The organism is Sanguibacter gelidistatuariae (assembly GCF_900096585.1).
GTDB lineage: Bacteria > Actinomycetota > Actinomycetes > Actinomycetales > Cellulomonadaceae > Sanguibacter > Sanguibacter gelidistatuariae.
Map to the genome: position 1 here is coordinate 113,156 of NZ_FMYH01000009.1, position 7,455 is coordinate 120,610.

General features: G+C 67.5%; 7 protein-coding genes, 2 tRNA genes and 1 pseudogene. 5 read left to right on the top strand and 5 right to left on the bottom strand.

The annotated features are described in order from the left end of the window. Position 1 precedes the first annotated feature (1 nt). The 3 genes from rsfS (at position 2) to BLQ50_RS16760 (ending at position 1,242) form a co-directional block, all read left to right on the top strand. On the top strand, positions 2-448 hold the full coding sequence (gene rsfS, locus BLQ50_RS16750; protein ID WP_093186205.1) for a ribosome silencing factor: 447 nt from the start codon (positions 2-4) through the stop codon (positions 446-448). After that, on the top strand, positions 445-1,125 hold the full coding sequence (locus BLQ50_RS16755) for a histidine phosphatase family protein (RefSeq protein WP_093186207.1): 681 nt from the start codon (positions 445-447) through the stop codon (positions 1,123-1,125). Before rsfS ends, BLQ50_RS16755 begins: the two co-directional genes overlap by 4 nt. 44 nt (positions 1,126-1,169) lie before the next feature. After that, positions 1,170-1,242 (top strand) — tRNA-Ala (locus BLQ50_RS16760). Between the two features lie 239 nt (positions 1,243-1,481). Here BLQ50_RS16760 and BLQ50_RS16765 read toward each other — a convergent pair. Beyond that, positions 1,482-2,486 (bottom strand): hypothetical protein, encoded by a 1,005-nt coding sequence (locus BLQ50_RS16765; protein WP_093186210.1) that lies wholly within the window; start codon positions 2,484-2,486, stop codon positions 1,482-1,484. 205 nt (positions 2,487-2,691) lie between these two features. Here BLQ50_RS16765 and BLQ50_RS16770 point away from each other — a divergent pair, with 205 nt between their 5' ends. Both BLQ50_RS16770 and BLQ50_RS16775 read left to right on the top strand, forming a co-directional pair. Further along, the gene (locus tag BLQ50_RS16770) at positions 2,692-4,764 is read left to right on the top strand and encodes an AAA family ATPase (RefSeq protein ID WP_093186212.1); all 2,073 of its coding nucleotides are present in this window, start codon (positions 2,692-2,694) and stop codon (positions 4,762-4,764) included. A 104-nt stretch (positions 4,765-4,868) separates the two neighbouring features. Further along, positions 4,869-4,941 (top strand) — tRNA-Ala (locus BLQ50_RS16775). Between the two features lie 276 nt (positions 4,942-5,217). On the opposite strand, the gene BLQ50_RS16785 is transcribed toward BLQ50_RS16775, so the two are convergent. From BLQ50_RS16785 to BLQ50_RS16800, 4 genes and pseudogenes are all read right to left on the bottom strand, one after another. Beyond that, positions 5,218-5,565 carry a cyclophilin-like fold protein gene (locus BLQ50_RS16785; protein WP_245701331.1) on the bottom strand — a complete coding sequence of 116 codons (348 nt, stop codon included), beginning with the start codon at positions 5,563-5,565 and terminating at the stop codon, positions 5,218-5,220. Between the two features lie 254 nt (positions 5,566-5,819). Then, positions 5,820-6,584 (bottom strand): SDR family NAD(P)-dependent oxidoreductase, encoded by a 765-nt coding sequence (locus BLQ50_RS16790; RefSeq protein WP_093186218.1) that lies wholly within the window; start codon positions 6,582-6,584, stop codon positions 5,820-5,822. 53 nt (positions 6,585-6,637) lie between these two features. Continuing rightward, positions 6,638-7,174 (bottom strand): annotated as a pseudogene (locus tag BLQ50_RS16795) (zinc-binding dehydrogenase); the annotation flags it as partial. A 16-nt stretch (positions 7,175-7,190) separates the two neighbouring features. Beyond that, a partial coding sequence (locus BLQ50_RS16800) for an integrase core domain-containing protein (protein ID WP_139185863.1) occupies positions 7,191-7,455 on the bottom strand: 265 nt, incomplete at its 5' end.

A 7,455-nucleotide genomic window follows, 5' to 3' on the forward strand; every position in this document is an offset into this window, starting at 1 on the left:
TGTGCCTGCAACTGAACGTGCCATCGAACTGGCGATCATCGCGGCCCGCGCCGCCTCGGACCGCAAGGCTGCCGAGATCATCGCCCTGGACGTCAGCGAGCAGCTCGTCCTGACGGACGTCTTCCTCATTGCTTCCGGGAACAACGAGCGCCAGGTGTCGGCGATCGTCGACGCCGTCGAGGAGGCCCTGCACAAGGAGGGCGTCAAGCCGATTCGTCGCGAGGGCAAGGGCGAGTCCCGCTGGGTCCTCATCGACTTCGGCGACATCGTCGTCCACGTGCAGCACTCCGAGGACCGCGTGTACTACGCCCTCGAGCGCCTGTGGAAGGACTGCCCGGTCATCGAGCTGCCTGAGGACGCCCGTGGCGGCGACGGCACCGCGCCCGAGTACGAGCCGGACGACTACGGATACCCGCTGCCCGGGACGGACGTGGACGACGCCGTATGAGTGTCGGCTCTGTCATCTTCCTGCGGCACGGCCGGACCGCGTACAACGCGATCGGCCGGCTGCAGGGCCAGGTGGACATCCCTCTCGACGAGGTGGGCCTGTGGCAGGCCCAGCACGGCGCCGAGGCGCTCGCGCGCCTGCACGCCCCCACCCGGGTCATCTCCTCCGATCTCGTCCGTGCCTGGGTCACGGCTGAGCACTACGCCGACGCCGCAGGCGCGGCCGTGGTCGCCGACCCCCGGGTCCGCGAGCGGAGCTTCGGCATCTGGGAGGGCCTGACCCGCGACGAGATCGCCGCCGGGTGGCCGCAGGAGTTCGAGCAGTGGCGTAGCGGTTCCGACCCGAGCGGTATCGAGGTCGAGCCGAGGGCAGCCGTCGCGGTGCGCGTCGCCGAGGCCGTGACCGAGCACGGGGCGGACCTGACCTCGACCGACACGCTCGTCGTCGTCGCGCACGGCGCCGCGATCACGCTGGGCATCACCGCACTGCTCGGGCTCGACCCGGACACCTGGCGGGGGATCAGTGGGCTGAACAACGTCCACTGGAGCCACCTGGAGCGTTCGCACGCGGGATCGGCGCCCGCCTGGCGGCTCGTCGCCCACAACGTGGGGGCCGGTTTCCCGCTGGATCACTGGAACGCGGGACCCGATTGGAATTTAGAGCCAACTTCGTTCTAAGATAACGACGCTTCGGAAACGAAGACAGAGCCGAAACTGGTTCTGGGGCTGTGGCGCAGCTGGTAGCGCACCTGCATGGCATGCAGGGGGTCAGGGGTTCGAGTCCCCTCAGCTCCACACAACGCACAAGGTTCGAACGCTTCCCCGTGGGGAAGGGTTCGGACCTTGTTTGCGTTTGCGACGCCGAACACCTCTCCGAACTCGTGAGGGCCTCGCCCAACTCGTGAGCGACGGTCTCTCTGCCGCCGGAAACGCTTCTCGCTCACGAGTTCGGTGGCTTGTTCACGAGCTCGGCGGGGGGGGGATGCTCGGACTCGAGGGGGTGGAGACATGCGTGATGCTCGTTCTGATCGTGCCTACCGCAGATTCCTCCGCCGACGCCGCACGGAGCGGCTGCTGAGGATAGGGACCGCGCTGACGCCCGCAATGACACCGACCGTCCCCAGGGCGAACGCCACCTCACCCGCGAGAGCCATGAACACCACAAACCAAGCGACGGATCCCAGGACGATGGTGGTCATGATGACCGTCGGCCACCCCGTGGTTTCACCGGGAGCGGCCCCGCGCAGCACCGCCGTCGCCGGTCGCACCCCCTGCATTCTCCGGTAGTGCACCGGGTGGTCGGCAACCAGGTAGGGCGGGACAAGACGCACGAGATCGGCGAGCACCGCGGAGCGCGACTCGATGGCGGCAAGAGTCGTGGCGCCCGGGGCATGCACCGCGATATCCCCACCTGTAACAAGGAGGCTCATGCCTGCCACGTCAGGCCGCATCAACCGCTCCATGGTGCGGGGGTGGCAGAAGTCGTGGGCGAACCGTGCATCCACGCATCGCACCTGCCAGCCGGCATCGAAGAGTGCCGACTCGAACCGCAGGTCCGGACCGTCGTCGGGACCCGAGGGCGGGCGCCGCACGCCTCCCGTCGGAACCATCGTCAGGACGGGGAAGTTGGCGTCCAGGCTGCTCATCAGGACGTGTCTGAACCGGGTCGTGTCGAGCCCCCTGTGCCAGTCGGGGCTGTACGTGGTGGTGCACGAGGTGACCGAGATGCCATCAACGACCCCGAACAGAACCTCGGTTGCGCTTCTCAACGTCGGCATGTGCACCGAATCAACGCGCCACCCGTGCTCGTGCGCCCACAGGCTGATTGCCCGGGTTCGACGCCGGCCGCGCCACGACGGGACCAAGATCGACGCCGCGAGGATGGAGAGGATGGTGCCGATGACCACCGAGAGCATGACCAGACCGTTGGCTGCGAGAAACCCGATAGCTTTGGCGACAGCGCCCAGCGAAAGGACGCCACCTAGCACCGCAGGGAGGATCGACTTCTTGTCTGCTGGAATCTCATCCTCATCGCTCATCTGACGCTTCCTTCTCGGCTATGGGAGCACGGATCGGTCGCAGCCCCCCATGACTCAGGAATCGGTAGGGAGCGCGAGAGTCTTGAGGGTGAGGTGACAGTCGGCCAACAGTGTTCCGCACTCCGCACTCTGGGTGCTGAGACCGCTCGGCGAGTTCACGGCCGCCGGTGGGAGAATGTTCCGACCCGATCCCGAGGAGACGTCCGTGAAGCACCTGGTCCTGCCCGACCATCTCGCCGTCCTCATGTCGACGTCCCCGTACCTGGACGTCGTGGGGGACCAGCCGCCGTGGGAGATCCCGGCCGGGTGGTGGGAGCGGATGCACGCTGGGGTGCGCACGCTCACCGAGGACCCGCGTGGCGGGCGGCTGACGGCGGCCATGGGGGACTGGCCCGTCGGCACCTCGCACGTCGCGCTGTACATCTGCACCCTGGGCGAACGCCTGGGCGGGTGGAGCGCCCTGCTCGCCGGGGCCCCGACCTTCCCCAACGTGATCCTTGGTGACGCCCTGCCCGACTCGATCACCATGGGGTCCAGCTCGGTCTACCGGTACCTGGGCAGCTACCCCGAGTGGCCGCTGCGCCTGCTCGACCGCGCAGGCAGCGACCCGGAAGCCCGTCTGGACGCCCTGGACCTGTCCCTGGACGCCCTCGCGCTGTTCGACGACGTCGCCCCCTTCGCCCCGCGTCGCCAGGCGCTCCGCGGCCTCTTCGAGCGGATCCTGGACGACCGTGAGCTGCGGATGACGCACCTGTTCGCCAGCTACGCCGAGATCGCCCGGCTGTGGCGCACGGAACTGCTCACGGACGACGAGCGGGCGCTCCTGCCCGAGATCGGTGGCTGGGCGACCGCCTTCTCCTGGTCCTTCGCCGGTTTCGAGGCGGTCCACGAGCACCTGGCCGCCCGGGTCGACCGATCGGAGTCGGTCGAGGAGATCATCACCTCGACCGCGCTCGCCGACGGCCGATCGGCCCTGCCTGCCGCTGCGGTCGCGACGCTGGGGGCTGCGCGCGCGGGCCGGATCAACGCCCAGCTCACCCAGCGGACCGCATCCTTCGACCGCGAGGCGTGGGTGGGAGTGACCCGCGACTGGATCGCACGGGCGCTCGCGGCGGGGGAGATCGACGCCTGCCGGGCGTGGATCCAGATCGCGAGCCAGACCGGGACGTCGCTCGCGGGCCTGCCGGGTGCGCCGAAGGCGTCCTGGCTGCCCAGCACCATCAACTTCCTACAGGACGTGGAGGACACCTACACCGCCCGCACGATCCGCAACCCGCTCACCGACCGCTTCACCGGGACCGGTGGCACTGGGGGCTCAGGGGGACCGGGCGGGCCCGGCGTGGCCGCGGGAGGCGACGGCACGGCGTCGGGCACGGGGATGCGGCTGCGCGCCGAGGGAGACGACGACGACACCGCCGTCGCGACCGACGACGTGGAGATCGGCGACCCGCAGGCCGAGCTCGCCCAGCTGATCGGCCTGGGGCCGATCAAGGAGCAGGTCCGCCGGCTCGAGGCCGAGGCCAAGGCCGACCAGCTGCGGGCGAAGGCGGGCATGCCCGACTCCGGCCGATCCCGACACCTCGTCTTCACCGGGAATCCCGGGACCGCCAAGACGACCGTCGCCCGGCTGCTCGCCCGTACGTACGCCCAGCTCGGGCTGCTGACTCGCGGGCACCTCGTCGAGGTGAGCCGGATGGACCTCGTGGGGGAGTACATCGGCCAGACGGCGCCGAAGGTCCGCAAGGTCTTCGAGAAGGCCTCTGGCGGGGTGCTGTTCATCGACGAGGCCTACGCGCTCATGCCCGCGGACTCCTCCCGCGACTTCGGGGCGGAGGCGATCGCGACGCTCATCAAGCTCATGGAGGACCGGCGCGACGAGGTCGTGGTCGTCGTGGCGGGATACCCCACCGAGATGCACCGCTTCCTCACCTCGAACCCTGGGGTCGCCTCGCGCTTCCCCAAGACGCTCACCTTCGCCGACTACGACGACGTCGAGCTCATGAAGATCTTCCGCCTCATCACCGGCGAGCAGGGCTTCGTGCTGGGGGACGGCGTCGAGCAGCGGGTGCGCGCGCTGTTCCTGGCGCCGCGGCCGGCGGGCTTCGGCAACGGGCGGTTCGTGCGGAACGTCTTCGAGGAGACCGTGTCGATCCAGGCTGAGCGGATCGTGGCGCTCGATGAGCCCTCGCTCGAGCAGATCAGGACGATCCTCGCGTGCGACGTGCCGACGGTCCTCGCGGAGCGGGCGTCTCGGGCGGCGCCGGGGATGTACCTCTGACTCCGCGGTATGGCGCGAGCTACCGACCGCGATTGGGACCTGAGCCGACTTCGTTCTAAGATTGCGACGCTTCGGAAACGAAGACAGGGCCGAAACCTGGTTCTGGGGCTGTGGCGCAGCTGGTAGCGCACCTGCATGGCATGCAGGGGGTCAGGGGTTCGAGTCCCCTCAGCTCCACGTAAAGTGAGAAGTTCGAACTTTGCCCCGTTTGGATACGGGGCAAAGTCCCCGGTCGGAGACAACGAGGCCCTCGAAGCCCCACTCACCGCGGAGCACGTCGGTCCGCAGCCACGGGTCTTCCGACATGTACTCGAAGTTGCGACCGCACAGCGGCGAGCGCTTGATGTTGATACCGGGGCCCAGGATGACGGCAACATCCTCGATGGCGGACTCGACGTCGAGCGCTGGGCAAGTTCGTCGACATCCGTCATTGCTGCATCCTTTCTCGGCTCGCTACTCGATGGCTTCGACGGTCACATCGTCGCCCTCGAGAGCGGTCAGTTGCGCGCGGGTGGCGCTGAACGTGCCGATCTGGATGACGTCGTCGGAGTATCCGCCGGGGGCGTTGTAGAAGAAGCCGAGGTTGCCCCAGGGCACGAAATAGATGAGGTCCCCGTTCGCTGCGTCCGAACCCGGCGATCCAGAAGTCTCGAGTTCCCTGGGCAGGTAGCTGATCTTCTCCCGTCCATCGAACTCTTCCAAGGCCAGGGTGAGCGGCAGCATCGACAAGAAGTCGCGCGTGGTGGGGTTGTCGGAGGTGATGGTGACGTCGACGAGAGCGTCGTCGGACGTGAAACGCACGATGGTTCCCGCGATAGCAGTCGGTTCGGGCTTAGCGATCGAAGGAGGGGATGCGACGGGTGGTGGCGCAGCAGGCGACGCTGAAACCGTGGCATCACCGCTGGGGGTCGTGCATCCGGTCATGGCGACCAGGACCGCTAGTGATCCTGCGATAAGGAGCTTTCGTCGCATTGTTGTTCCTTTCTTCGCCATCCCCATCGCGCGACGCTAGTCGGGCAGGATGTGATCGTCGCGTTGACTGTGCCGGTTTCGGATTACTGGGCGGTGTAGGCGCCGTCGACGGGGAGTGCGACGGCGGTGACGTAACTGGCGGCCGAGCTGGACAGCCACAGCACGGATGCGGCGATCTCCTCGCCGCGACCCAGGCGCCCCATCGGGATTGCTGCGAGGGCTGCGGTGAGGTCAAGTTCGCCGCCGGCGATCATTCGTTCGACCATGGGGGTGCTTATCGTGCCCGGGCAGATGGCGTTGACCCGGATGCCCAGGGGCGCGTATTCGAGGGCGGCGCTCTTGGTGAGGCCGAGGACGCCGTGTTTGGAGGCGTGGTAGCTTGCTCGTCCGGCGCCGCCGACCAGGCCCCCGAGCGAGGAGCAGTTCACGATCGAACCGGAGCCCTGGGTGCGCATCTGCGCCAGTTCGTGTTTCATCGATGCCCACACGCCACGCAGGTTGACTGCCGTGATCTTGTCGAATGCCTCAGCAGACTCGTCGGCGGCACCGATGGGGGCGAACATGATTCCGGCGTTGTTGAAGGCCATGTCGAGGCTCCCGAAAGTATCGACCGTCTGACGTACAGCCGCGGCAACCTGCTCCTCATCGGCCACATCGGCGCGGATCGCCAGAGCTTGCTGTCCCTGCTCGGTCAGTTCGACTGCTAAAGCGTCGAGGGCGTCGCGGTCCTGGCCGACGAGAGCCACAGCGGCGCCGGCCTGTGCGAAGGCGCGGGCTGTATCGGCGCCCATCCCGGAGCCTGCCCCAGTGACAAATGCGGTTTGTCCGGTGAAATCATAGGTGATCATGGCGTCTATCCAATCTGTCGATCAAGAGCGTCACGGTGTGTTTGCTGGATGCTCTACGGCTGGAGGAGAACCTTGATGGCCCGCCGCTCATCCATGGCCCGGTAGCCCTCGGCGGCGTCCTCCAATGGGAGGGTGAGGTCAAAGACCTTGCCTGGGTCGATTTTGCGGTCCCATATGAGCTGGATCAGTTCGGGCAGGAACCGGCGAACCGGTGCAGGGCCGCCGTGCAGGTGCACACCGGAGAAGAACATCTCCTCGCCGGGCAGCTGCACATCGTGAGAGACCCCGACATAGCCGACGTGACCGCCGGGGCGGGTGGAGCGGATGGCCTGCATCATCGACTCCTGCGTGCCGACGGCCTCGATCACGGAATGGGCGCCGAGCCCGCCGGTGAGCTCCTTGATGCGGGCGACACCCGCGTCGCCGCGTTCTTCGACAATGTCGGTGGCACCGAACTCTCTGGCGAGTGCCTGCCGGTCGGCGTGCCGCGACATCGCAATGATCCGCGTCGCACCGAGCTGCTGGGCAGCAAGCACACCGAGCAGTCCGACGGCTCCATCACCGACGACGGCGACGGTCTGAAGCGCCCCAGGTTTCGTGCCGCTTCTATGCGGGTTGAAACTGCTCGGTGAGTGAAGCGTAGTGGACGTGTTCGTACTCGATGGGTGGGACGTGGCCCAGGCTCCCGTGCAGGCGCCGGTTGTTGTACCAGTCGACCCAGCCGGCAGTCGCGTATTCGACGTCCGCGATGGTCTTGTAGGGGCCGCTCTGGAAGACTGTGGTGCGGATGCATTCGGCCTTGTAGAGCCCGTTGATCGTCTCGGCCAGGGCGTTGTCATAGGCATCGCCCACGGTCCCGATGGAGGGGCGG